At 65.8% G+C, this 21,287-nt stretch carries 24 protein-coding genes and 2 tRNA genes; 10 read left to right on the top strand and 16 right to left on the bottom strand.

What is annotated here, in order from left to right:
- Window positions 1-46: 46 nt before the first annotated feature.
- The 5 genes from ACFQEV_RS17910 to ACFQEV_RS17890 form a co-directional block, all read right to left on the bottom strand.
- Window positions 47-280: a DUF7563 family protein gene (locus ACFQEV_RS17910; RefSeq protein ID WP_379698983.1), complete on the bottom strand. Its 234-nt coding sequence runs from the start codon at window positions 278-280 to the stop codon at window positions 47-49.
- Between the two features lie 64 nt (window positions 281-344).
- Window positions 345-417 (bottom strand) — tRNA-Pro (locus ACFQEV_RS17905).
- Window positions 418-483: 66 nt separating this feature from the next.
- Window positions 484-2,334, bottom strand: coding sequence for an SLC13 family permease (locus ACFQEV_RS17900; RefSeq protein WP_379698981.1), 1,851 nt, complete (start codon window positions 2,332-2,334; stop codon window positions 484-486).
- Window positions 2,335-2,405: 71 nt separating this feature from the next.
- Window positions 2,406-4,466: a DEAD/DEAH box helicase gene (locus ACFQEV_RS17895; RefSeq protein ID WP_379698979.1), complete on the bottom strand. Its 2,061-nt coding sequence runs from the start codon at window positions 4,464-4,466 to the stop codon at window positions 2,406-2,408.
- A 102-nt stretch (window positions 4,467-4,568) separates the two neighbouring features.
- Entirely contained in the window at window positions 4,569-4,979 is a 411-nt protein-coding gene (locus ACFQEV_RS17890) for a cupin domain-containing protein (RefSeq protein WP_379698977.1), read from the bottom strand.
- Between the two features lie 110 nt (window positions 4,980-5,089).
- On the opposite strand from ACFQEV_RS17890, the gene ACFQEV_RS17885 reads away from it, so the two are divergent.
- Window positions 5,090-6,265, top strand: a complete 1,176-nt coding sequence (locus ACFQEV_RS17885; RefSeq protein WP_379698975.1) for a CBS domain-containing protein — start codon at window positions 5,090-5,092, stop codon at window positions 6,263-6,265.
- A gap of 18 nt (window positions 6,266-6,283) precedes the next feature.
- Here ACFQEV_RS17885 and ACFQEV_RS17880 read toward each other — a convergent pair whose 3' ends face one another.
- On the bottom strand, window positions 6,284-7,027 hold the full coding sequence (locus ACFQEV_RS17880; RefSeq protein ID WP_379698973.1) for a competence/damage-inducible protein A: 744 nt from the start codon (window positions 7,025-7,027) through the stop codon (window positions 6,284-6,286).
- Window positions 7,028-7,206: 179 nt separating this feature from the next.
- On the opposite strand from ACFQEV_RS17880, the gene ACFQEV_RS17875 reads away from it, so the two are divergent.
- Together ACFQEV_RS17875 and ACFQEV_RS17870 are read left to right on the top strand one after the other, a co-directional pair.
- Window positions 7,207-7,665, top strand: a complete 459-nt coding sequence (locus ACFQEV_RS17875; RefSeq protein ID WP_379698971.1) for a DUF4112 domain-containing protein — start codon at window positions 7,207-7,209, stop codon at window positions 7,663-7,665.
- A 326-nt stretch (window positions 7,666-7,991) separates the two neighbouring features.
- On the top strand, window positions 7,992-8,123 hold the full coding sequence (locus ACFQEV_RS17870) for a hypothetical protein (RefSeq protein WP_379698969.1): 132 nt from the start codon (window positions 7,992-7,994) through the stop codon (window positions 8,121-8,123).
- A 498-nt stretch (window positions 8,124-8,621) separates the two neighbouring features.
- Here ACFQEV_RS17870 and ACFQEV_RS17865 read toward each other — a convergent pair.
- From ACFQEV_RS17865 to ACFQEV_RS17855, 3 genes are all read right to left on the bottom strand, one after another.
- Window positions 8,622-8,694 (bottom strand) — tRNA-His (locus tag ACFQEV_RS17865).
- A 160-nt stretch (window positions 8,695-8,854) separates the two neighbouring features.
- Window positions 8,855-9,694, bottom strand: coding sequence for a universal stress protein (locus tag ACFQEV_RS17860; RefSeq protein WP_379698967.1), 840 nt, complete (start codon window positions 9,692-9,694; stop codon window positions 8,855-8,857).
- A gap of 159 nt (window positions 9,695-9,853) precedes the next feature.
- Window positions 9,854-10,219, bottom strand: coding sequence for a hypothetical protein (locus ACFQEV_RS17855; RefSeq protein ID WP_379698965.1), 366 nt, complete (start codon window positions 10,217-10,219; stop codon window positions 9,854-9,856).
- 129 nt (window positions 10,220-10,348) lie between these two features.
- Between ACFQEV_RS17855 and ACFQEV_RS17850 the strand changes: the two genes are divergently transcribed.
- From ACFQEV_RS17850 to ACFQEV_RS17840, 3 genes are read left to right on the top strand one after another with little or no spacing between them, the layout of a single operon-like run.
- Window positions 10,349-11,068 carry a potassium channel family protein gene (locus tag ACFQEV_RS17850; protein WP_379698963.1) on the top strand — a complete coding sequence of 240 codons (720 nt, stop codon included), beginning with the start codon at window positions 10,349-10,351 and terminating at the stop codon, window positions 11,066-11,068.
- The gene (locus tag ACFQEV_RS17845; protein ID WP_379698961.1) at window positions 11,065-12,612 is read left to right on the top strand and encodes a TrkH family potassium uptake protein; all 1,548 of its coding nucleotides are present in this window, start codon (window positions 11,065-11,067) and stop codon (window positions 12,610-12,612) included. Before ACFQEV_RS17850 ends, ACFQEV_RS17845 begins: the two co-directional genes overlap by 4 nt.
- Window positions 12,609-12,812 (top strand): hypothetical protein, encoded by a 204-nt coding sequence (locus tag ACFQEV_RS17840; RefSeq protein ID WP_379698959.1) that lies wholly within the window; start codon window positions 12,609-12,611, stop codon window positions 12,810-12,812. The genes ACFQEV_RS17845 and ACFQEV_RS17840 overlap by 4 nt, the downstream gene beginning before the upstream one ends.
- A gap of 4 nt (window positions 12,813-12,816) precedes the next feature.
- On the opposite strand, the gene ACFQEV_RS17835 is transcribed toward ACFQEV_RS17840, so the two are convergent.
- Window positions 12,817-13,560, bottom strand: a complete 744-nt coding sequence (locus tag ACFQEV_RS17835) for a winged helix-turn-helix transcriptional regulator (protein ID WP_379698957.1) — start codon at window positions 13,558-13,560, stop codon at window positions 12,817-12,819.
- Window positions 13,561-13,663: 103 nt separating this feature from the next.
- Between ACFQEV_RS17835 and ACFQEV_RS17830 the strand changes: the two genes are divergently transcribed.
- On the top strand, window positions 13,664-14,119 hold the full coding sequence (locus tag ACFQEV_RS17830) for a DUF5814 domain-containing protein (RefSeq protein WP_379698955.1): 456 nt from the start codon (window positions 13,664-13,666) through the stop codon (window positions 14,117-14,119).
- Between the two features lie 45 nt (window positions 14,120-14,164).
- Here the strand turns inward: ACFQEV_RS17830 and ACFQEV_RS17825 are convergent, their stop codons facing one another.
- The 3 genes from ACFQEV_RS17825 to ACFQEV_RS17815 all read right to left on the bottom strand — a co-directional run bounded on the left by ACFQEV_RS17825 (window position 14,165) and on the right by ACFQEV_RS17815 (window position 16,338).
- Window positions 14,165-14,578: a DUF8146 domain-containing protein gene (locus ACFQEV_RS17825; protein WP_379698953.1), complete on the bottom strand. Its 414-nt coding sequence runs from the start codon at window positions 14,576-14,578 to the stop codon at window positions 14,165-14,167.
- Between the two features lie 125 nt (window positions 14,579-14,703).
- A complete protein-coding gene (locus tag ACFQEV_RS17820; RefSeq protein WP_379698951.1) occupies window positions 14,704-15,408 on the bottom strand; it encodes an RPA family protein in 705 nt (234 codons plus the stop codon).
- Window positions 15,409-16,338, bottom strand: a complete 930-nt coding sequence (locus ACFQEV_RS17815; RefSeq protein WP_379698949.1) for a replication factor A — start codon at window positions 16,336-16,338, stop codon at window positions 15,409-15,411. It abuts the gene before it with no gap.
- 208 nt (window positions 16,339-16,546) lie between these two features.
- Here ACFQEV_RS17815 and ACFQEV_RS17810 point away from each other — a divergent pair, with 208 nt between their 5' ends.
- Both ACFQEV_RS17810 and ACFQEV_RS17805 read left to right on the top strand, forming a co-directional pair.
- Complete coding sequence (locus ACFQEV_RS17810) at window positions 16,547-16,831, top strand: DUF7091 family protein (RefSeq protein ID WP_379698947.1); 285 nt, start codon at window positions 16,547-16,549, stop codon at window positions 16,829-16,831.
- Window positions 16,831-17,883: a mannose-1-phosphate guanylyltransferase gene (locus ACFQEV_RS17805; protein ID WP_379698945.1), complete on the top strand. Its 1,053-nt coding sequence runs from the start codon at window positions 16,831-16,833 to the stop codon at window positions 17,881-17,883. Before ACFQEV_RS17810 ends, ACFQEV_RS17805 begins: the two co-directional genes overlap by 1 nt.
- A gap of 21 nt (window positions 17,884-17,904) precedes the next feature.
- Here the strand turns inward: ACFQEV_RS17805 and ACFQEV_RS17800 are convergent, their stop codons facing one another.
- Complete coding sequence (locus ACFQEV_RS17800) at window positions 17,905-18,399, bottom strand: Tfx family DNA-binding protein (RefSeq protein ID WP_379698943.1); 495 nt, start codon at window positions 18,397-18,399, stop codon at window positions 17,905-17,907.
- Window positions 18,400-18,493: 94 nt separating this feature from the next.
- Window positions 18,494-18,955 carry a TRAM domain-containing protein gene (locus ACFQEV_RS17795; protein WP_379698941.1) on the bottom strand — a complete coding sequence of 154 codons (462 nt, stop codon included), beginning with the start codon at window positions 18,953-18,955 and terminating at the stop codon, window positions 18,494-18,496.
- A 109-nt stretch (window positions 18,956-19,064) separates the two neighbouring features.
- Between ACFQEV_RS17795 and ACFQEV_RS17790 the strand changes: the two genes are divergently transcribed.
- A complete protein-coding gene (locus tag ACFQEV_RS17790; RefSeq protein WP_379698939.1) occupies window positions 19,065-19,766 on the top strand; it encodes a hypothetical protein in 702 nt (233 codons plus the stop codon).
- Between the two features lie 497 nt (window positions 19,767-20,263).
- Here ACFQEV_RS17790 and ACFQEV_RS17785 read toward each other — a convergent pair whose 3' ends face one another.
- Window positions 20,264-21,259, bottom strand: coding sequence for a radical SAM protein (locus tag ACFQEV_RS17785; RefSeq protein ID WP_379698937.1), 996 nt, complete (start codon window positions 21,257-21,259; stop codon window positions 20,264-20,266).
- Window positions 21,260-21,287: the final 28 nt, after the last annotated feature.

Below are 21,287 nucleotides of genomic sequence, written 5' to 3'. Positions count from 1 at the left end.
CCGTTGGCGATGTCGTAGAGTGCCGAGGCGCGAACGAACTCGGCCCTCACTCCGACCACCTCGCAGGTTCGTCGCCGTGACGACCGGGGGTATTCTGCGGGTCGGGCGTCGGAACGTCACGTCCGGCCGCAGAACCTTGTTGGAGACGAACGAGAGTATCGCACTCGCGGCACCGATGAACAACACCGTCTACGTCACCGTAGACGCGGCGGAAGTTGCGGGTGACGTGGGACCCGCAGTACTCGCACTCCCGAAGCTGCGCCTCGGTAGAGAGGAGCATCACGCGGACCACCTCGAAGCCCCGAAAATACCGGCAAGAGCCGCTGGTTCTGCCTTAATGGGTATGGGACCGCCCGGATTTGAACCGGGGTCACGGGCACCCAAGGCCCGAAGTATACCAGGCTAACCCACGGTCCCTCGTACAGTCCTCGGTCCGTCCCGGTGTAAAACGTTTCGTTCGGTCGAATCGGACGAGAGACGCTATCACAGCCCCCAGAATGCGGCGATACCGACCGTCGTGACGGCTGCGAAGAGGAGTTGCAACGGCCCGCCGACGCGGAGGTAGTCGGTGAACCGGTAGCCGCCGGGGCCGTAGACGAAGAGGTTCGTCTGGTAGCCGACGGGCGTCATGAATGCCGTCGAGGCGGCGAACGTCACCGCGAGGATAAAGGAGAACGCGTTCGACTCGAGCGTCTGCGCCGCCTCGACGGCGACGGGTATCATGAGGACGACGCTGGCGTTGTTCGAGATGAGGTTCGTCAGCAGGGCGGTGACGAGGTAGAACACCGCGAGGACGCCTATCATCGGAAGCACGTCGCCCGTCCGGACGACGAACTCGGCGAGAAGCGCCGCCGCGCCCGACGTCTCCATGGCGATGCCGAGGGGGATGACCCCCGCCAAGAGGAAGACGATGTCCCACTGGACGGCGTCGTACAGTTCCGTGGGGCGCAGACACCGCGTCGCTATCATCGCGAGTGCGCCGGCGAGTGCGGAGACGACGATGGGGAGGATATCGAGGGCGGCGACGGCGACGACGGCGGCGACGATGCCAACCGCGACGGGTATCTTCTCCTCGCGGTAGTCGCTGCGCTCTATCTCCTGGGCGACGATGAAGTTCCGATTCACGTCGAGGCGTTCGATGCTGTTCGTCGTCGCCTGCACGAGGAGGGTGTCGCCGACGCGAAGCGGGATGTTGTCCATCCGCCGCCGGATAATCTCGCCACCCCGCCGGAGGGCGAGGACGGTGGCGTCGTACTGCTGGCGGAACCCCGCGGAGACGAGCGATTCGCCGACGAGGAACGACCCCGGCGCGACGACGATTTCGACGAGGTTCTGGCCCGACTCGGCCGCTTCGAGTTCCTCCTCGTCTACGGTCACGTTGGGGACGAGGTCCAACCCCTCGACGTCGAGCAGTTCGATGAGCGTGTCGCGGTCGGTCCGGAGGGCGAACACGTCGCCCGCCTGTATCTCCTTCGGGCCGAGGGGTTCGAGGAACACCTCGCCCTCGCGGATGAGTTGGATGAGATCGACGTCGAAATCCGTCTCGACCAGCGCGCGCTGGACCTGTTGGCCGACCAGCGGCGAGTCCTCGCGGACGACGACTTCGGTGAGGTACTCCGCCATCTCGAACTCCTCGGTCAGGTCCGCCCGGGGTTCGATCCGCTCGGGTGTGAGCCACTGCCCCACCGTCAGCAGGTACGCCGCGCCGACGACGGAGACGAGTGCGCCGAGGGCGGTGAACTCGAACATCGAGAACGTCCGCCCGATGAGGCGACCCGACAGTTCCGACGCGAGGATGTTCGTCGAGGTGCCGATGAGCGTGAGCATCCCGCCGAACATCGAGGCGTACGAGAGCGGAAGCAGCAGTTTCGACGGCGACGTGCCGCCGCGTTCCGCGAGGTCGGTCACCATCGGCATGAGGATGGCGACGGCGGCGGTGTTGTTGATGAATCCGGATATCGGCCCGACGATGCCGATGGTCGCGCCCAACTGCCGAAGGAGGCTATCCTCGGTGAACGGGGATATCTTCGCGCTGATCAACTGGATGACGCCCGTCCGCTGGACGCCGTCGCTCAGGACGAACATGGCGAGGACGGTCAGCGTCGCGGTGCTCGAAAACCCCGAGAGCGCGTCCGCCGGATAGTCCTCGAAGAAGACGATCGGTTCCGCGAGGACGCTGCCGACCAGCAACTGCGAGAACGGCTGTGCGAGCATGAGCGCCATCATCACGCCGATGGCGGTGATGTCCACGGGGACCGGTTCCGTCACGAACAACGCGAGAGCGGCGACGATGACGGCGAAGACGACCAGGACGCCCGGAGATATCGATACCACGCGGGGAGCGACGCACCGTCGGCTGAAAAATCATCGGAAGTCGGAGCCTCCCGCCGGGCAGTCGTCGGCGCTTACCGCTCCTCGTCGGCCAGTTCCATGTCCGCGACGATGTCGTACGGTTCGACGCCGTTGCGGACGTTGTCGAGGATGCGGAAGGCGTCCGTCGGCGAGAGGAAGTGCCGGGACACCGCCCGACCCAACGGCGTCGGTTCGAAGCCGTCGATGAAGTCCCACTCGAGCAGTTTGCCGACGGCGTGTTTCGTCGGCACGTCGCCGAGCATCCGGTCGTTGAGGCGCTTTGCTCGCTTCCCGGCGACGATGATGTTCGCCAGCGTCTCCTCGGCGGCGGCGGACTCGTCGTAGACGGTCATCACGTCCTCCATCTCGCCTTTGAGCAGCTTGAACGCCACCTCGTCTTCGGTCATCTCCATCGTGTTGTGGTAGACGCAGTCGGGTTCGACGAGGACGTACACCTTCCCCTTGTCGTGGTAGTCAGGTCGTCCCGCCCGTCCGAGCATCTGCTCGAACTCCTGCACCGAGAGCCACTCGATGCCCATCGCCAGCGAGTCGAACACCACCTGCGAGGCGGGGAAGTCCACCCCGGCGGCGAGTGCCGCCGTCGTGACGACGGCCGCCAAGTCCTGATTGCCGAACTGGCGTTCGACGCGCTTGCGTTGGCCGTAGTCGAGGCCGGCGTGGTACGGCGCGGAGGAGTACTGCAGCTTTCTGGAGATCTCGTGGCACCGCCGCCGGGAGTTGGTGAAGATGATGGTCTGGCCGCGGTAGCCCTTCGAGGACTTCGTGTCGAACTCCCGCGTGACGAGTTTGTCTGCTATCTCGGGTTTCTCCCTGCCGTCGGCGAACGTGACGTGTCGCTCTATCGGCACCGGACGCTCCTCGAACTCGATGAGCGTCGCTTCGAGGCTCTGGGCCAACACCTCCGGGTTGCCGACCGTCGCGGAGAGGTACACCCACTGCGCGCCGCCGTAGTTCTCGCGGCGTTTCGCGCGGTTCTCGCAGTAGTACTTGAGTCGGGATATCATCCCGTCGAGGCGGTGGCCGCGTTCGCCCTCCTTCAGCGTGTGCACCTCGTCGATGACGACGGTGCCGATGTCGCCGAGGTCCTTGCCCGTCCGGAGGGCGTGGTCGATGCCCTCGTAGGTGCCGACGATGACGTCCGCGCCGGGGTCGAAGCGGTTGCCGTCGTCGTTGATGCGCGAGGCCCCGACGCGGATGGTCACGTCCACGAGGTCGCCGTAGCGGTCCTCGAAGTCCTCGTGCTTCTGGTTCGCGAGGGCGACGAGGGGGACGAGAAAGAGCAGTTTCCCCTCGCCCTTCAGCGCCCGGTCTATCCCCGCGAGTTCGCCGACGAGCGTCTTCCCCGTCGCCGTCGCACTCACGACGAGTTGGTCGCGGCCCTCGAACAGGCCGTTGTCGACGGAGAGCGACTGCACCGGGAGCAAGGTGTCGAAGCGGTCCTCGGTGAGGCCCTGGAGTTTCGGGTGGAGGTCGAGGCTCGACGTCGGAACGAGGTCGATGTCGTCCGTCGTCGCACTCACCGTGTCGAAGCGCGTCAGGTCGGGGTCCAATCCGCCCTTCAGCAGGTTCTCGATGCGGTCTAAGTCCTTCGTCTCCAAGAGGAGGTCTTCGAGGCGGTCCTGCGCCGCGCCGGTGAGCGACCCCGCCCCGGAGAAGTCGAGTTCGCGTTCGAGTTCGCGCTTCGCGCAGTCCGGGCAGATGTGGTCGCGGTCTGCCTTGATGGCCGTCTCCTCGGTGATGGGCGAGTAGCGACCGCTCGACGCGCAGTATCGGCACGTCCTGACCGCCACCGCCTCCAACTGGTAGCCGTCGAGCATCTCCTTCAACTCCTCGCGGGCGCTCGGCGCCGTCTGCTGGGAGATGCGGATACGCGACGCTCGACGGGCGAGTTCGACGAACTGGCTCGGGTCCCGCGGTTCGTCGCTGGACCCGCGCTTGACGCGGAACTTCGCGGGCCGGGGACCGGCGTTCGTCTCCTTCAGTTCGAGCACGGCGCGGAACACGCGCTCTCCGTCGCGTTCGACGACGACGAGGTAGTTCTCGCCCGTCTGGTGGAGAAACAGCGTGTCGACGCGTCCGACCTGTTGAGACACGATTCGTGGTACGCGGACGGGGTATTTCAGCGATTCGTCTATCCGTCGTCGCGTGCTACCGTTCGCCAACCTCCGGGCGACCCCACCGGGCGGCGAACCCGCTCACTCCTCGACGAGTTCGATGCTGTCGTCGCCGTTCGGCACCGCACAGAGGAACGACCCCTCCTCCGCCGCGTCGTTTCGGTACCAGTGCACCGCGCCCGCCGGAACGAGGAGGGAGTCGCCCGCCGTCACTTCGTACTCCTCGCCCTCGATGCCGACGGTGTACCGCCCGGAGAGGACGTACTGCTCGTGTTCCACCTCGTTCGTATGCTTCGGGACGGACGCGCCCGGTTCGAGGACGAATCGGCGCACGGCGAAGTTCGGCGCGCCGTCGGAGGCGTCCAGCAAGACGCCCTTCGACATCCCCTCGGCGGCGTCCACCTCGTCGTACGTCACCTCGGAAGCTCGCTTCACGACCGGTTCGGCGTCCGACGCGCCGTCGGCGTCGGACGCGGAGTCTGCGTCGCTCATACGTCGCCGTTCGCACACCGGCGGCCTAAGCGTTGCCACCATCGAAACTCACGCCCGACACGACCTGTTGCGCGATTGGACTTAAGAGGCGTCCGCGACTACATCAGGGTATGCGTGGAATTCGGATCGGGAGCGTGTTCGGCATCCCCATCAAGCTCGACGTTACGTTCCTCCTCGTCCTCCCGCTTTTCGCGTGGCTCATCGGGTCGGACGTGGAACAACTCGTCGGGGCGATAAACGGGGTGTTCGGGGCTGGTATCGACGCCGCCGGACTCACCGCCGGGACGACGCCGTGGGTTCTCGGCACGGCGGCGGCGTTGGGGCTGTTCGCCTGCGTCCTCCTCCACGAGTTCGGCCACTCGCTGGTCGCCATGCACTACGGCTACGAGATCGACTCCATCACGCTCTGGTTGTTCGGCGGCGTCGCCAGCTTCGCGGAGATGCCCGAGGACTGGCGGCAGGAGCTCGCCATCGCCGTCGCCGGTCCCATCGTGAGCGTCCTTCTCGGCGTCGTCTCGTACGTCGCCTTCCGCGGCGTCCCGAACACGATTCCGTCGGTTCAGTTCGTCCTCGGCTACCTCGCGCTGACGAACGTCCTGCTTGCGGCGTTCAACATGCTCCCGGGCTTTCCGATGGACGGCGGGCGCGTCCTCCGCGCCCTCCTCGCCCGGACGCGCCCGCACGCGAGAGCCACGCAGATCGCCGCGGAAGTCGGCAAGGTGTTCGCGTTCGTCCTCGGCATCGTCGGCCTGTTCGCGAACCTGTTTCTGGTGGCGCTCGCCTTCTTCATCTACATCGGCGCCTCGTCGGAGGCCCAACAGACCGTGATGAAGGCGGCGTTCCAGGACGTGACCGTCCGAGACATCATGACGCCCCGCGAACGACTCGACACCATCGACGAACGCGCCAGCGTCGCCGAACTGATGGACCGGATGTTCACGGAACGGCACACGGGCTACCCGGTGATGCGCAACGGCCGCCTCGTTGGGATGGTGACGCTCAACGACGCGCGCACGGTGAACGAAGTCGAACGCGACGCCTACCGCGTCGAGGACGTGATGTCGAGGGAACTCCAGACTATCACCCCCGACGCGGACGCGATGGACGCCATCGGGACCATGCAGGAACGAGACGTCGGCCGCCTCCCCGTCGTGGACGGGGAGGGGGAACTCGTCGGCCTCATCTCCCGGTCCGACCTCGTCACCGCGTTCAACATCATCCAATCGCGGGGGTCGCTCCCGAGCATCCGGTCGCGCGACCCGACCGACGTGGTCGAAGCGCGCTGAATCGTCGCTCCGCCCGACCTACCCCGTCTCCGCCGCATCCTCGAATATCTCGATTCCGGCGTTCGCAATCAGCCACGACGCCGCCTCGTCGAGGGTCTCCTCGTCGTTCGCGGTGAGTTTGATGCGCGTTCGGTGTCCGTCCCTGCGCGGATAACACCCGACGCGGACGCCGAACCGGCCGCCCACCGTCGCGAGGGGTTCCGCGGCCGCACCCTCCGGTTCCGGCGTGTACAGCGTCCGCGTCGCCACGTCGCCGCCGAACTCGTCCGCGACGTTCCCGAACACGGCCCGCATCTCCTCGGGGATGCCCGGGAGGACGTACACGTTCTCCGCGACGCACCCCGGCGCGAGGCCCTCGGGGTTCGGTATCGGCGTCGCGCCCGCCGGCATCGACGCGTACCACTCGGGCTTCAACTCGAAGTCGATGTCCGGTCGTCGCTCGAGGATGCTCGCTATCGTCGCTTCGACGTCCGCCTCCGCCACGGGGTCTACCGCGAGTTCGCGGTCCAACCCGGCGGCGACGCTCTCCATCGTCACGTCGTCCACCGTGCCGCCGAGTCCGCCGGTGACGAGGACGGCGTCGAACGCCGCCGACCACTCCTGAACCGTCTCCGCGATGACGGACTCCTCGTCGGGGACGACGAGGATGCGGACCACCTCCGCGCCTCGACTCGACAGTTCCCGGGCTAACCACGTCGCGTTCGTGTTCTCGATGTCCCCCGCGAGGAGTTCGTTACCCACGGTGAGAACCGCAACGTCCATGGTGTCGGCTGGACCCGCGGACGGTTAACTCCGTCTCCGCGAGTCCGCTCCCGCCGCGTTCAAAATAGGACTCGTACCTGATATGTAATCTCGTTATCGTGCTATAGATGGGATATTACGGCCGATCCGGCCGTCTCCGTCGCCGTCGCGTTTATCTACATTCGGACACAAGGACTGGTATGGACGACACCTCGACGCGAGACTTCCGCTCCGAGTTCGACATCGACTTCGAGGGTGAACTGCCGCCGACGGTGGACGAGTCCGCGATCCGCCGGATGCGGACGGTCGCCCGCATCTTCGACGACTCCATCCCCGTTCCGGGCACCGACTTCCGCATCGGTATCGACCCCGTCCTCGGCGTACTCCCCGTCGCCGGCGACGTGGTCAGCGCGGGGTTCTCGCTGTACATCGTCCTCGAATCCGCCCGCTTGGGCGTCTCCTTCACGACGCTCCTGAAGATGCTCGCCACCATCACCATCGACGCCGTGGGCGGGTCGGTCCCCATCCTCGGGAGCATCTTCGACTCCGTCTGGAAGGCGAACACGTGGAACCTCAAGATGGCCTTAGAGGACCTCGCGGAACCGCCGGGCGGAAAGGGCGACGAGGACGCCGACGCGATAGAGATCGAGATAGACTGAGGCGGGTCGCTGTCGGTGGTGCGGTTCTTTTCTCGTGGTCCGGGTGTGAAAGTCGAACTCGCGTCTCGGCCTCCACGAGACTGAAGGTAGTCCACTAGACCGACTCACCGCCACTGCAGTTTCTCAATTGTCGGGCTTCTGGGCTTGGGCAAGATGCGGCTAACGCCGTGAATTCCTGCAGCTAAGACCTCGCAGGGAGTCGAAGTACCGCACGAACGAGATTCTACCTCTTGGGGGTTGTCGTGAACTACCTGGTCTGTTCTTGACCGCTAGTCGTTGCATAAACGCCGAAAAAGTCAAATAGAATAACTAACGAACTTTGATGTATGTCACAAGAACTCTGGTTTATCCTGTTCTTCCTGCTCGTGACCGTCCCAGCGTTTCTCGGTGCTGTCGCGCTTCTCGATGGAACCACCGGCGAATGGGACGGCAATTCACTGGAAGAACCCAACGACTGAGCAGGACGACGTACAGATGAGATGTACTTGATTGAATCTCCTTGTCACGGGAGTCAGAATACGAAGCATCGGTCAGATTGTCAACCAAGCCCCGTCTTCAATTCCTGTCTGTGAATCGAAGAACGATTGGAGTCTCTCCAGACCGAAGGCTTCTGTTAGTGGTGTCCTCTTGCTAAGCAGAGGCTCGAAAACCGGGACACAGCGAAGGAATGGGAGGTCGGGTGCGAGAGTTGAACCTCGGTCGCTCCCTGATTCAATTCTCTCGTAAGACTTCTGCGTCGCGTACGTCGTCTACTCGCGTCGCTCCCGACGGAGCGAACGCTCGTAAGGAGTAGCGCTCGGAGAGAAGGTCCGGGTGCGAGAATTGAACCCCGGTCGCTCCTTTCAGTCGCTCCCCGGTTCAATTCTCTTCGTAACACCGTTCTCCGACGACCGAGGATGTCCCTCGCGATGCTCGCTGACGCGAGCAATCGCTCGATGGGTGGTCGTCGGAAGAAGGTCCGGGTGCGAGAATTGAACCCGCGTCTCAGCCTCCACAAGGCTGAAGGATAGTCCACTACCCTAACCCGGACACGCACCTACGGATAGCCCGGTGCGATTCAAATACGTTACGACTCCGCGTCGGCGTGTTTGCCGGTCGCACACTCGGTTTAGACGGAAGCGGGCCGCCTCCGCTCCGGTTCGTTCGTCTCTCCCCGAACGGAACTGCGACGTCGCGACCGAGAGAAGCCCTACGTCCCTTCTCCGATCCACTGTTCGACGCGCGACGTCGTCACGTCCTCCGCGCTGACGGTGAGAACGACGTTCTCTGCGGCGTTGCGAACCTCGTCCGCCGTCGAACCGGAGACGTACTTCCGAAGTAACCCCTTCTGTGCGGTGCCGAGAACGGTGAGGTCGTAGTACTGGGACTGCTCGACGATCGCTTCGGCGGGGTCGGACGCCTCGAACACCCACTCGTCGTAGTTCTCGAACGTCCCGAGGCGGTCCGCGCAGTACGCCAGGAGCGTCTCTACGTCGTCGGAGGGGGATTCGGCGTCCTCGACGACGTAGAAGATGTCGAGCCACGAGTCGGTCGCCGCCGCCAGCGCCCTCGATACGTCGACGACCGCGTCCACGTGCGGGCCCGCGGCGACCGGAACGAGCAACGACGAAACGGAGTCGATTCCCTTGACGGTCTCGACCGTGACGACGGTGCAGTCGGTTCCGACCCCGATGTCGTCCGACTCGGAGAATCGAGAGCGACTCCGTCGGGCGTCGACGACCGTCGGGAGGCCCCGCCCGCCCCCGACCGACGCAAGCCACTCCTCCGTCACGGACGCGGGTCGTTCGACGGAATCGACGTCGACGTTCGTCAGGACCGACTCCGAACGCGCCCGCCGTACGACCTCCTCGCTGTCGTCCCCGGAGACGACGAGTTCGCCGCCGTCGGCGATAGCCGCGGCGACTCGAAGCTCCATCTGGCGGGCCGGCCCGTCGCTGCTGAGGAGGCAGAGAACGCCGGGACGGCCCGTCCCGTCGCCGTCCGTCGCGACGGTACCGGGGTCGTGTTCGTCCGCCGGACCAGGTTCCATACGGACCCGTTCTTTCGCATATGGATAAAATCCCTCGTTCGACGGGGCACCGCGAAATACTGCGCCGGTATATTTCGGTTGACAGAACTGTCTCCCCCTCCGCGCGGAGGAACACGGGACGTCGGTCCGACGGCGACGGCGGTAGCTCCCGGGCGGCGTCTACTCGTGGCGGCCGTCTCGGCCGAACACCCGGCCGAGGAACACCCAGTGAAGCGACGCGTTTCCGTCCGGTTTGACCTCCTCGTAGACGTGGTACAGGTAGGGGCCGTGCGGGCAGTCCGGACACCCCTCGCCGCACGGTTCGCTCTTTATCACTTCCGTGTACTCCGGTCGCTCCTCGGTGGAGTGAAGCTCCTCGCCGGGTGCCGCCTCTATCTTGTCCGAGACGGGCGCCTGTAACTCCCGTATTCGGTCCTGTGCGTAGTGGACTACCTCTCGCAGTTCGTGTAGCTCGAGCTCCTCGAGCTCCGTCACGAGGTCATCTGGTAGGGACCAATCGTCCCGCACTCCGGACTCGTCTCCCATGTTGGCCTGGATGGTACCTTCACACTTAACCTCTCCTATGAGTATTATTCATCGCGCAATCAGTCCCGGTCCTATTTTTTCGATGCGTAAATCGGTATGCTTTCAATGCGGCTTCGATAATGACATCCCATGTACATCATCGTCGTCGGCGGGGGGAACATCGGGAGGCCCCTCATAGACATCGCCACCGCGTCGGGCAACGAGGTGGTCGTAATCGAGAAGGACGCCGCGAAGGCCGAGGCCATCGCGGGAGCGTTCGACTGTCTCGTTCTCAACGACGACGCGACGGTCAAAGAGACGCTCTTGGACGCCGGCGCCCGGAGAGCCGACGCGATAATCTCGACGACCGACGAGGACGCGACGAACGTGATGATAAGCCTCCTCGCACAGGAGTTGGGGATACCCGACGTCGTCTCGGTCGTCCACAACCACGAGCACATGCCCCTCTTCGAGCAGATCGGCGTGAACACGATGGAGAACCCCCAACGCCTCATCGCGGAGTACCTCTACTACGCGGTGAAACGCCCCTCCATCGTCGATTACATGCGGGTCGGCGACGAGGCGGAGGTGTTCGAGATTCGCGTCGCGGAGTCCGCACCGGTCGCGGGGAAGCGACTCGACGAAGCGGCGAAGAACGGACACCTGCCCGGCGACGTACTCGTGGTCGCCGTGGAACGGAGCGGGGCGGACGGGCCGATAACGCCCCGGGGGGACACCGAGATACGCGAAGGTGACCTCCTGACCGTCTACTCCGGTCGGGGCGCGACGCCGGACGTGACGGACGTGTTCGGACACTACGAGGACCACGCGGGAGCGTCGCGGCGGGGGAAGCGAACCGACGACCGATGACGACCGCCGCCCGGACGGTCGCGCGAGACGTCGGACGGATGCTCCAGGCACTCGCCGTGATGATGTTGGTGTCGGTGGTCGTCCCCCTCGTCTGGGGGGAGTTCTGGGCCGTTCCGTCGCTCCTCGTCGCCGGGGCGGTTCCGTTCCTCCTCGGAGTCGCACTCGCGCGGCACTTCTCCGACGCGCCCGACCCGGGGAAGCTGCACGGGATGATGATCGCCGCCTCCGGGTGGTTCTTCGTCGCACTGTTCGGGTCGCTGCCGTTCCTCCTCGTCGCGTGGACGATTCACCTCGACCCCGCGTTCCTGGGCGCTCCCGAGGTGACCGGTCGCGCGGCGAGCACCGTCGGCGCGTTCCGGAACCCGATAAACGCGTTCTTCGAGTCGATGAGCGGCTTCACCGGGACCGGACTGACGATGACCGACGACGAGAGCGCGCTTTCGGCGACGCTGCAGTGGTGGCGGTCGTTCATCGAGTGGGTCGGCGGCGTGGGCGTCATCGTCCTCACGACGGCCATCCTCGCGCGGCCCGGAAGCGGGTCGCTCACCCTGTACGAGTCCGAGGCGCGGTCGGAGAAGATTCACCCGAGCATCGTCTCGACCGTCCGAACCATCTGGTGGATATTCCTCCTCTTCACGTTCGTCTCGATATTCGTCCTCTGGTTGGCGGGGATGCCCCTCTGGGACGCTATCAACCACGCGATGACCGGACTCGCGACGGGAGGGTTCTCGATAACGGACGACAGCATCGCCACGTACGACAGCGCGCTCATCGACTTCGCGCTCGTCCCCGTGATGATTCTCGGGAGCATCGCGTTTCCGATCCACTACCTGCTGCTCCGAGGCGACCTGCGGAACCTCTACGCGGACATGCAGACGCGGTGGGTGTTCGGCTTCTTCGGACTCGGCAGCCTCGCGTTGGCGGCGACGCTGTTCCTCAACGGGACGTACGGGTCGCTGTTCGAGGCGGTTCGGTACGGTCTCTTCCAGTTCGTCTCCGCCGCGTCGTGTACGGGGTTCCAGACGGCCGGGTCGCTCGGAACGCGGTGGTCGCCGGAGGCGCAGCTGACGGTGTCGCTCGGCATGGTCGTCGGCGCGGCCGCCGGTTCGACCGTCGGCGGAATCAAACTCGTCCGGGCGCTGACGTTGGTGAAGGGGACCGCGTTCAGAATCGGCGACGCGTTCTACCCCGACGCGGCGGTCCGGTACTTCGAGCTCAACGACCGGCGACTCACCGAACAGGAAGCGACGCGGGAGTTCGAGGAGGCGGCCATCATCGCGTTCCTCTGGGTCGTCTTCCTCGTGGTCGGTATCTTCGTCCTCCTCGCTGTCCTCCCCACCGACGAGTACACGCTGGAGAACGTCGTGTTCGAGGTGGCGTCCGCACAGGGGAACGTCGGCCTCTCCTCCGGCATCACCGGGGCGTCGATGCCGACGGCGGCGAAGGTGATGTTCCTCTTCAACATGTGGATCGGACGGCTGGAGATAATCCCGGTGCTCGTCCTCCTCAGAGCGCTCTTCGAGCGAGGGGGTGTCTACCGGTGAGCATCGACGACGCGCCCCTCCTCGGGCCGGTGCTGAACGCGGGGGCCGACGACAGGGTGTTCGACGGGTTGCTGCTGGCGGGACCGCTTCTCCTCTGCGTGCTCGCCCTCGTCGGCCGAACCCGAACCACGACGGTACTCGCCGCGGGGTACCTCGCCGTCTTCGTCGGATACACGCTCTACAAAGCGAGCGTACGCTGAGCGGCTACTCCCCGCTGAACGCGCCGACCGTCTCCTCCGACAGGCCGCCGCGCGCGAAGAGGGTCACGAGGTCGTCGGCGCGGACTTCGGTGTTCCCCTTCGGCGTGAGGATCCGCTCGTCGCGTTCCACGGAGACGACGAGCACCTCCGAGGCGATGAGTCCGCGTTCGTTCGCCTCTCTGAGCGTCATGCCGTCGATTTCTGCGCCCGGCGCGACGCTCACCTCGACCACCTCCGCCCCCCCGGAGAGCGACATGAAGTCCGCGATGGACTGGCCCTCGCGCCGCCCCTCCGGTCCGAACGCGTGGTACGGACGGTGCTCCTCGTGTCGGAGGAGGTGTTCGTCCTCGATTTCGAGCCCCATCTGCGAGACGTCCCGGGTGACTCGGGAGAGCTCCTGCGCGTCCTCGCCCACGGTCGTCACGTGGATGTTGCCGGTCCCGCACATGAGCTGGCGGACGTTGACGACGCCCGGAACCTCCGCTATCTGTTTCGCGAGGCGTTCCCGCTCCTCGATGCTCGCCGTCCCCACGAGGAGGTTCGTCAGTCGGCCTTCGGCGTGCCCGTAATCGATGTGCGCGTGATACCCCCGGAGTACCCCGTCCGCCTCCAGCTGTTTGATTCGGTTCCGAATCGTCCCGGCGGAGACGTTCACCTCGTCTGCGATCATCGGCGCGGACGTGTTCCGAGCGTCGCGGACGAGGTGATAGAGGATTCGCTTGTCGACTTCGTCGAGTCGGTCGACCATGCGTTTCACTGCGCGTCGGGAGGTGATAAACGCTGTAGGATTACGCGGGCGCACGCGCCCATCGGGACGCTTTTTGCCGCCAACGCCCTACGTCTCCCCAACCGTGGCCATCACGGACAAGATATACCTCAAGAACCACCGGCAGATATCGTCGCAGCTCGACGTGAACATCCCGAAAGGGGCGTTCAAGGGGGCGACGATGGACGTGCTCTACTCCGGGGAGGGCCTCTCGAAACTCGACGGGGCGACGCGCGACAGACTGCTCGACTTCGCGCAGGATTTCCTCGATCCGGAGGACCCCGACGACCTGTACACGGGCTACCCCGAGCGTCAGTTCATCAAGTACCTGCTGGAACTCCGCGCGCAGGGTCTCCCCCCGGACGCCATCGTGGACGTGATGAGCGACGACTACATGCTGTACGCCTACCCCGGCGACGTGCTCTCCTTCCTCGACAGCGCGGTTCGACGGCTCGAAGCGGTCGAAACGCTCGCGGGCGTCGAGGGAAACGAAGAGATGGAACGGAAGGCGCACGAAGCGAAAAAGGCGCTGTCGGGCTAGCGCTCTCGTCCCGTCGTCGGGTGGTCGCGTCGTCGGTTCCTGACGTTATCCGAGGCGGAACGACGGTTCGTCCGTCTCGCCGGCGTCTAAGTCCTCCAGTTGGATGACCTCCTCGTCGTCGTCTTCGAGCTGTTCGCGCAGGTAGTTCACGTAGCGCTTGTGCTCTTCGAGCTGTTCGCGTAGGTGGTCGGCTTCGAGTTCGAGGCGTTCGTGCTCGCGGATGAAACTCTTCGGCACCTCCACCGTCGGGGGGAACGACTCCTCGCCGTCGCCGCTTCCCATCTCCTCTAACTCGTGTTCGGGGACGACCTGCACCTGACCGTCGTGGGCAACGAGCGTATCCACGTAGTCGCGGAAGACGGCAGAAAGAGAGATGTCCCGCTCCTCGGCGATTTCCCTGAGCGTCTCGAACGCGTCCTCGTTGACGCGGAACGAGATCGTCTTGTTCTTGTTGCCCATGGCTCTGTGCCGAGATTGTCGCTCCTACGTACTTAATGCTTTGTCAGACGAGCGGCTACTCCGCCGGATACGCGACGAAACGTCGAAAAAGCGTCCGAAGGACGTGCGCCCGCGGAGGGCGAGCCTTACGGTTCGGGTTCCGCTTCGGCGTCCGCCTCGGGTTCGAGGTCGGACTCCGTCTCGGACTCCGATTCGGACTGCGACTCGTCCGCCGCGTCCGCGTCGGACCCCGCGCCGTCGGCGAGTTCGTCGCCGCCGGTCTCTTCGAGGCTTTCGAGGGCGGAGACGGCCGCCTGCTTGTAGCGGTCGGTCGGCAGGTCGTACTCCTCGCGGGCCATCCGCGCGTACTCGTTGCCTTCCTCGTCGAACGTCTCGATGCGTTCGAGCGTTCGCTCGGCCGTCTCGACCACCCAGCGGTCGCGCGTCGCCGCGTCCACCACGGAGATGGACTCGGGGCGGACGGAGACATTCACGTTCCCGTCGTCCGTCTCGTACGTCCGCGGCTTGCCGACGACGGAGACGTACGCGGGCGGTTCGAGGTCGCGAAGCGCGCTTGCGGCCTCGGGCTGGTACTGCCCGGCGTAGACGAAGAACGTCCCGGTGGGGTCCACGATGCGGCCCCGCCAGTACTCGTTGTCCTCGCCCACGTCCTCTTTCTCCGTCAGCGTCCCGACGAGGAACACGCGGTTCGCCTTCTCCCCGGAGGGGAGAAGCAGGTAGACGGGGGCGCGTTCGTCGTCGGACTCTTTGAACGTGTAACTCGAATCGTTGAACTCCTCGGCGAACACGCGCCGAGCGACTTCTCGGGAGGGAACTTCGTTGGAACTCATTTATATCGACCTCGCTTTGATGAGGACCGATTCGGCATCCGCCGGTCCGGTCAGGCGTTCGGTCTCGTCCGCGAGCACGTACCGTCCGAACGTCGGTCCGGTCACTCGGTAGTACACGCCGACGAGGTCGTCTCGCATCTCGTCGACGACGATGGTTGTGTCCAGCGCGTCCATCGCCATCTGTTTGGCCTCTTCGAGGGTGATTCCGGTGAGTTCCTCGGTCATCTCCTTGTTGAAGATGATGTCGTGGACCTCCTCGCCGTCGTCTAAGACGCCCTTGATTCGGAGGTCGAACTCGCCTTCGACGTTACCGTGTTCGTTGCACCGCCCATTCTGGAGGACGCGCGTACATCCCTCCTCGGGGCACCGCTTGATGAGGCCGCTCCCGGACTGGATGTCCACGAGTGCGCCCTCGACGGTCACGTCGTCGTCGCCGACTTCGATGTCCTCGTCGAGTTCCTCGATGCTGGTCGTCCGGTTGAGTTTCACGGAGAAGTTCCCCTGATACTCGTCGGTGACGACGTTGCCGAGGTGGTAGACCGACCCCTCGTCGAGTTCCGGAAGTTCCGAGGTCTTGAACGAGACGAACTTGAGGGTCCCCGACTCGTCGCCCAGAAGCCCCACCTGCGAGATGGAGTCGCTTCGAGGCTCCCAGAGGTCGACGACCTTCGCGGTCACGTCGACCCACTGCTCGTCCTGGTCGATGTCGGCGAGCAGAGTCTCCTCGGCCCCGCCGCGACCGAGTTCGTCGCGTTCGAGGCCCGCCTCGTCGAGGTAACTGTTGACGACGGAGCGACGCGCCTCGTCGACGGGCACCCGGTACTCGTCGACGAGGTTCTGCAGTCGCTCCTCGACGTCGTCCTCGTCTACGTCTAAGTGGTCTGAAAACTGCTCTGCAATCTCCGCTGCGTGGGTTCGCAGGTCTGACATGGTTTCACTCGCCTCCACCTTGGTTTCCATTGGGAGGCGTACGTTGCTTGGCTCCCGATGGTTAATAAGGTTACGCGCGAGCCGAAACTGTAATCGGCGTCTACGGGGCGTCAAGCGCGCGTACGACGCCATCTGGAGGAGCGCGTTCGCGCGCCCGCGCGCCTCACCAACGGACATATACGCCCGGGGTTCCCATCCGCCGATACCGATGGACGACCGCCTCGAACGGTTCATCCGCGAGAAGTTCCGCGCCGCCGGGCGACAGTACGCCCGCGCGAAGCGAGAGTACGACGAGGGGCGGACCGACGTCGACGGCGGATTCGACCTCCCGCGGGACGACGACGGCCGCGCCAAGATCGTCTGCCGCCGCTACGCGGAACGCCGCGCCGTCGCCGTGGACGAGGAGGGGCGTCCGAACTGCTTCGAGGCGGGCCACCCCGACTGCGTCGGGTGCGCCGAGGACGTCCGAACCGGCGTCGTGGAGACGTGGTGATGCAGGTCGAGGACACCTCGTCCGAGACGGACTCGGATTCGGACCTCCCCGTCGTCGCTCTCGTCCTCGCCGGCGGCACCGGGTCGCGCCTCTACCCCGCGAGTCGGTCGGACCGCCCGAAGCAGTTTCTCTCGTTGTTCGGCGAGGAGTCGCTGCTGGCGCGGACGATAGCCCGCGCCCGCGAGGTGGCCGACGAGGTGGTCGTCTCCACCTGTGGCGAGTTCGCGGACGAGGTGCGCGAACGCGCGCCCGACGTCGAGGTGATAGTCGAACCGGCGGGCAAAGACACCGGGCCGGCCCTCGCGTACGCCACCTACCGCATCCGCGAACGAGTCGGCGAGTGCGTCGTCGCCGTCCTCCCCAGCGACCACCGCGTCGGCGAGGGGTTCGCGGAGGCGATACGTCGCGGCGCGCGCGTCGCCGCGCGCACGGGAAGATTAGTCACGTTCGGCGTCGAACCGACGCGCCCCGACACCGGGTACGGCTACCTCGAACCCGGCGAGTTCCGCGACGGGTTCGCGCCCGTCGTCGCCTTCCACGAGAAACCGGACGCCGAGACGGCCCGCGAGTACGTCGCGGCCGGCCACCGCTGGAACGCGGGCATCTTCGCGTGGACGCCGGAGGCGTTGCTCGCGGCGGCCCGCGACTCCCCACTCTCGCCGATGGTGGACGCCCTCGACGAGGGGGCGTCCGCCGAGGAGGCGTTCGACCGAACGCCCGCGGTGAGCATCGACTACGCGGTGATGGAACGGACGGCGGACGCCGTCGTCGTCCCGGTGGAGTTCCGCTGGGACGACTTGGGCGCGTGGGACGCCCTCGAACGCGTCCTGCCGGCGGACGACGACGGCACCGTCGCCGCCGGCGACGTGGCGGTGCGGTCGCTCGACGGCGAGGACAACGTCGTCGCCGCCGACGGGAAACACGTCTCCCTGGTCGGCGTCTCCGACCTCGCCGTCGTCGCGTGGGGCGACCGGATCCTCGTCGTCCCGAAGGACCGCGCGCAGGCGGTTCGCGAACTCGTCGCCGACCTGAAAGAGCGCGGCGAGTTCTGAGACCGGCGTCTTCGAGCCTCGTTACGGTTCGTCCGCCACGCCGGCGCGCCGGACGCGGACGCTCCCGTCGCTCGTCACCCCGACGAGTAACTGCTCTCTGACCTCCCGTCCCTTGACCGCGTCGCCGGCGTCGTCGGCGACTATCTTCATCAGGTCGGGCGCGGTGTGGTTCACCTTCACGCCCGCCTCGTCGCAGGCGTCGTACACCGACTTGGGGACGTTGTACAGGTCCTCGCCCGACTCGACGACGACCTGAACCGGCGCGGTCAGCGCTTCCGCGAACGCGATGGTCTCTCTGGCCTTCTCGACGTTCCGCCGGGCGCTGGACTCGATGCTAGAGACGTTCGCGCGCGAGGTGCCCAGCAGGTCGGCGATGGTGGACTGCCGGACGCCGCGTTCGCGGAGCGCCAACACCTCCGCCTGCCTGCGGGTCAACACGCTCTCGTCGGGGGCGAAACCCGCCTCTTCGAGAATCGCGTCGATGTCGAGGTTCCTGTCGCCCTCCGGATCGTCCATATCCCACGTAGGCGGCGAGGGCGCAAAAAAGATGCAGAAGGTGACTGTCCGGTCGCTGGATGCGGTCCGCGTCGGGCGGATGCGGGGCGGGGAGTTAGCTTCCCCAGAAGTTGTCTCGGCTGCCGAGTGCGGTCGGTCGGGTCGGGCCGTCGCTCGATTCGGAGTCGTCGCCGCCTCCGTCCCCGTCGTCGCCCACCGTCTCGTCCTCTATGTCCCCGTCGAGGGGAATCTTCTCGATGACCTTCTTCGAGCGAGCGTGGTTCGACTTCACCTGGTCGATGCGGACGATGGCGCGCGCCTCGGGCAGGAGGCCGTCCACGAGGACGATGAAGCCGTCCTCGGTGCGCCCGACGCCCGCACCGCTCTCGTGGATGTCGTCCACGTCCACGACGACTTCCTCGCCGGGTTTGACGGGCTGTGCTTTCAGGTCGCGGATGGGCTGTTCGTAGTTGTTGCACCACTCGGCGCCGCCGCGGTCACCGTAGTACTGGCACCCCATGCCGTTGATTCGCTCCGAATACCTCGGACAGTCATCCGCCAGCGGACACTCCGACATACCCGAAGTTACTTCACCGCTCGTCTAAACGCTTGCGGGTACGCTCCGCCGTCGAAATCGGCCGCGTTCGCGTCGTAAGGCTTTCCCGCCGAAGAACCGACGCGACGGTATGAGCCGCCGCGTCCCCGAGTTCGCGCTCGTCACCGGACTCCTCCTCGGCCTCTCTACGCTCGTCTCCGGCGTGGTTCTGGCGGGCGACGTCGTCGGCACCTCGCTGCTGGCGGCGCTCGTCTCCTACCCGTTCGTCGCCTACGCCGTCTCCCGGGACGACGACCCGACGACGGTCATGCCGCCGCGGGCGATTCTCGCCGTCGGCGTCTGCTTCGGCCTCGCGCTGTTCGTCGCGTCCCTCCTCGACGGACCCTCCCCGGCGACCGCCCTGTTCGGTCTGTTCGCCGGCCTCCTCGTCCTTCTCCCGCCCGCGGCCTACGCCGTCCGGTTCGGCGCGGACGTGAATCCCCTCTCCCCGCGGACGACGGTGTTCGCGGGCGTCGTCGCGGGGCTCTCCCTCCTCGTCGTCGGACTCCTCGCGGACGCCGCGGCGTACGTGACGACGTCCGCCCTCCTCGTCAGTCTCTCGGCGGCCGTCTACGGGACGGCCCGCGGCGTCCGGTTCGACGCGCGGACGAAACGCGCCGCCGTCGCCGTCGGCGTCCTCCTCGGCGTCGCCGTCGTCGCCGTCGGCGTCGCCCGAAGCGAACCGCTCGGCGACTGGCTCGCGGCGGCGACGGCGGTGACGCTCGCGCCGAGCGTCTACTACGCGCTTACGTCGGCGGGGTTCGAGTCGGGGCGACGGCGGACGCGGCGGTGACGGCGTCCGTCGCGTCGGCGGCCTTCGGCTGTAGCCGCCGCTCTTCCGGGTACGGCGGCGTTCTACCGCCACGAGCCGAGGGGTGCGGGTTCGCCGTCTCCCTCCCGGCGGGAAGGGTGAAGGAGAACGCCGCCACCTCGCCGGGTTCCGACTCGATACGAACCGTCCCGCCGTGCCGTTCGACGATTCGCTCGCGCTTCTCTCGGCTGAACTATCCGGTCAGAGGACCTGTGGCGAACTGAAAAACAGCGACCGCTTATGTCGATGGCTGCGCACAACCTCTATGCCACCCACGAGGGAGGGTGGTACGACCGGGGGAACGGTCACGGAACGTTCACCGGGGGCCCGTAGTCTCCCCGCTCCCGGTGGGTTCGTCGAACCGTCGGTGAGACCCGCGCCGAGGGTGCCCCGTGCGGTGCGCTCTCGGCGCACGCCCGACGGTTCGTTTTCGTCCTCTCCGTCCGAAAAGAGGCTGTTTTCGTCCGCTTTGTCCGGCGTTACGCCAACGGCGTCCGTTCGACGACGGTGCCGTCCACGGTGGGGTACTGCTCGACGATTTCGCCCTTCTGGAGGTCGCCCTCCTCGACCATCTCCTCTAAGAGCCACCACGCGACTTCGATGTGGTTCGACTTCACGGTGTAGAACTCCTCGGGGACGCCCATCGCCTCGAACTCCTCGGGCGTCGCCCACGTCTTGCCGTACACGAGGGTGCCGTCGTCCGTCACGTCGTCGAACTCCCGGCGGATGTTCTCGGCCATCCGCTTGAGGCGGTTCCGGTGCTGGGCGGCGTCTTTGAACACGGAGGTGCAGAAGTAGACGCGTTCGTGGTCGCCCATCTGGCCGAGAATCTCCTCTTTCGACCCGTCGACGGCGGACATGTGGCCCTCCTGCAGTTCGAACCCCTGCTCTTGCATCCGGCGGTAGTTGCCGTCGCTCATCTCGAACTCGTTGACGTTGCAGAACTCCGCCGCGCCCTCGTCTAAGAACTCCAAGAACTCCGGCTCCGCGCGGATGCCGGGAATCTCGAACGCCGGGGTGAGACCTTCTTCGCGCGCGACGTAGAGGATGTCCTCCCACTCGGTGCCGTGGAGGTCGCCCCACATCTCGTAGGGCGGGTGGAAGCGAATCTCGTCCAACCCCGCTTCCGAGAGGCGGCGCATGTTCTCTCGGCCGCCCGTGATTCCGGTGTAGAGGTGCGTGTGGTGGTCCTCGCCGAACTCCTCTTTCAGGATCGAGAGGTAGCGGCACGTCTTGTCCAGCGCTTCCTGCGGTTCCCCGCCCGTGATGGACGTGCCGAGCGCCTCCATCCGCTTCGCCTCGGCGATGACGTCCTCGTCGGACTCGACTTTCCGTTCGTTGGCGTACACGTCCGTGACGTTCTTCCGGTTCTCGCCGAGCGGGCAGTAGAAGCAATCGCGCTGGTCGCAGTACCCGTAGACGAAGAGCACCATCTTCCCTCCCATGGCGCACTGCTCACAGCCCTTGGAAATCATCTGATGTCCGCCGATAGCGCGCGCAGAC

Source organism: Halopelagius fulvigenes (assembly GCF_042662625.1).
GTDB lineage: Archaea > Halobacteriota > Halobacteria > Halobacteriales > Haloferacaceae > Halopelagius > Halopelagius fulvigenes.
Note: the sequence above shows the minus strand (reverse complement) of the source record. Positions and strands in the feature narration are given on the sequence as shown.

What these genes read in the sequence shown, in the direction of transcription:
- ACFQEV_RS17805 (WP_379698945.1), top strand. Translation starts at nt 16,831, where the DNA reads ATGCAGGTCGAGGACACCTCGTCCGAGACGGACTCGGATTCGGACCTC.
- ACFQEV_RS17860 (WP_379698967.1), bottom strand. Translation starts at nt 9,694, where the DNA reads ATGGAACCTGGTCCGGCGGACGAACACGACCCCGGTACCGTCGCGACG.
- ACFQEV_RS17890 (WP_379698977.1), bottom strand. Translation starts at nt 4,979, where the DNA reads ATGAGCGACGCAGACTCCGCGTCCGACGCCGACGGCGCGTCGGACGCC.
- ACFQEV_RS17845 (WP_379698961.1), top strand. Translation starts at nt 11,065, where the DNA reads ATGACGACCGCCGCCCGGACGGTCGCGCGAGACGTCGGACGGATGCTC.
- ACFQEV_RS17850 (WP_379698963.1), top strand. Translation starts at nt 10,349, where the DNA reads ATGTACATCATCGTCGTCGGCGGGGGGAACATCGGGAGGCCCCTCATA.
- ACFQEV_RS17885 (WP_379698975.1), top strand. Translation starts at nt 5,090, where the DNA reads ATGCGTGGAATTCGGATCGGGAGCGTGTTCGGCATCCCCATCAAGCTC.
- ACFQEV_RS17825 (WP_379698953.1), bottom strand. Translation starts at nt 14,578, where the DNA reads ATGGGCAACAAGAACAAGACGATCTCGTTCCGCGTCAACGAGGACGCG.
- ACFQEV_RS17800 (WP_379698943.1), bottom strand. Translation starts at nt 18,399, where the DNA reads ATGGACGATCCGGAGGGCGACAGGAACCTCGACATCGACGCGATTCTC.
- ACFQEV_RS17815 (WP_379698949.1), bottom strand. Translation starts at nt 16,338, where the DNA reads ATGTCAGACCTGCGAACCCACGCAGCGGAGATTGCAGAGCAGTTTTCA.
- ACFQEV_RS17855 (WP_379698965.1), bottom strand. Translation starts at nt 10,219, where the DNA reads ATGGGAGACGAGTCCGGAGTGCGGGACGATTGGTCCCTACCAGATGAC.
- ACFQEV_RS17870 (WP_379698969.1), top strand. Translation starts at nt 7,992, where the DNA reads ATGTCACAAGAACTCTGGTTTATCCTGTTCTTCCTGCTCGTGACCGTC.
- ACFQEV_RS17835 (WP_379698957.1), bottom strand. Translation starts at nt 13,560, where the DNA reads ATGGTCGACCGACTCGACGAAGTCGACAAGCGAATCCTCTATCACCTC.
- ACFQEV_RS17810 (WP_379698947.1), top strand. Translation starts at nt 16,547, where the DNA reads ATGGACGACCGCCTCGAACGGTTCATCCGCGAGAAGTTCCGCGCCGCC.
- ACFQEV_RS17795 (WP_379698941.1), bottom strand. Translation starts at nt 18,955, where the DNA reads ATGTCGGAGTGTCCGCTGGCGGATGACTGTCCGAGGTATTCGGAGCGA.
- ACFQEV_RS17875 (WP_379698971.1), top strand. Translation starts at nt 7,207, where the DNA reads ATGGACGACACCTCGACGCGAGACTTCCGCTCCGAGTTCGACATCGAC.
- ACFQEV_RS17910 (WP_379698983.1), bottom strand. Translation starts at nt 280, where the DNA reads ATGCTCCTCTCTACCGAGGCGCAGCTTCGGGAGTGCGAGTACTGCGGG.
- ACFQEV_RS17785 (WP_379698937.1), bottom strand. Translation starts at nt 21,259, where the DNA reads ATGATTTCCAAGGGCTGTGAGCAGTGCGCCATGGGAGGGAAGATGGTG.
- ACFQEV_RS17790 (WP_379698939.1), top strand. Translation starts at nt 19,065, where the DNA reads ATGAGCCGCCGCGTCCCCGAGTTCGCGCTCGTCACCGGACTCCTCCTC.
- ACFQEV_RS17820 (WP_379698951.1), bottom strand. Translation starts at nt 15,408, where the DNA reads ATGAGTTCCAACGAAGTTCCCTCCCGAGAAGTCGCTCGGCGCGTGTTC.
- ACFQEV_RS17880 (WP_379698973.1), bottom strand. Translation starts at nt 7,027, where the DNA reads ATGGACGTTGCGGTTCTCACCGTGGGTAACGAACTCCTCGCGGGGGAC.